2 protein-coding genes are annotated in these 951 nt (G+C 44.7%); both read left to right on the plus strand.

Annotated elements, in window-relative coordinates; all coding sequences use genetic code 11:
* Window positions 1-237, plus strand: a 237-nt coding sequence (locus A3739_RS01195) for a PhzF family phenazine biosynthesis protein (protein ID WP_197471931.1), incomplete at its 5' end; no start/stop codon positions are given.
* A 233-nt stretch (window positions 238-470) separates the two neighbouring features.
* Window positions 471-951, plus strand: a 481-nt coding sequence (locus A3739_RS01200) for an alpha/beta fold hydrolase (RefSeq protein WP_156502226.1), incomplete at its 3' end; no start/stop codon positions are given.

Raw genomic sequence — 951 nt, forward strand, 5'->3', positions numbered from 1 at the left:
GATTTTGTTTCTAGATATTTTGCGCCAGCAATGGGAATAGATGAAGATCCAGTCACAGGATCAATTCATTGTGTGCTAACGCCTTATTGGTCAGAGCGTTTGAACAAAAAAACGCTTCAGGCTAAACAGCTATCGGAGCGGCAAGGGGAGCTTGAATGTGGATTGCGCGAAAGCCGAGTTTTGATTCGAGGGAAGGCGACACTCTTTATGAAGGGCGCGCTGCATTTGGATATTTAGCGTTTATTGGTATTAGCCTTTCACTTACTCTTTACATGGTTCATGTATAAATTTCTATTGTGGACGGCATTCTGTCTTAAGTGGCCAAGCTTATTAAACGGTATTGGCAAATGGAATGCCTGAGAGTAGGATTTACGCCGCTTTGCGTATTGCTTGAAGCACAGCTACGATTTAAACGCGGCGATTAAGGAAACAATAATAAGAAACGATAAGGGATTTATCACTGAGAGTAGATGACCATGGTTTACCTTGAAGATCAAATTGCCGCTCAAGACGGCCTTCAGCTAAATGTTTATCGATGGATGCCTGAACAGCCTGCTCACGCTGCTTTAGTTATCTCTCACGGTTGGAGTGAGCACGCAGCGCGTTATCATGAATTAGCGACATGGTTTACTCAGCAAGGATTTGAAGTGCATGCTCTAGATCATCGGGGGCATGGTAAGTCTGAAGGCAAGCGCGGTCATGTTGATGCATGGACAGATTACACGCGAGATCTCGAAACCTTGCGTCAAACCATTTCGCACGAATATCAATACATTCTCGGACACTCAATGGGGGGTATGATTGCTGCGCTTCACTTACTTGAATATCCAAACCGCTTTAATGCCGCTGCCCTGAGTGGTCCAGCAGCAGATGTATCCTACAAAGTTCCTGTTCTTAAAAAGCTCATCGGTAAGATTATGAGTGCTTGGTACCCAAGCTTGGCGCTTAAAA

The sequence above is a fragment of the Oleiphilus sp. HI0067 genome (assembly GCF_001635735.1).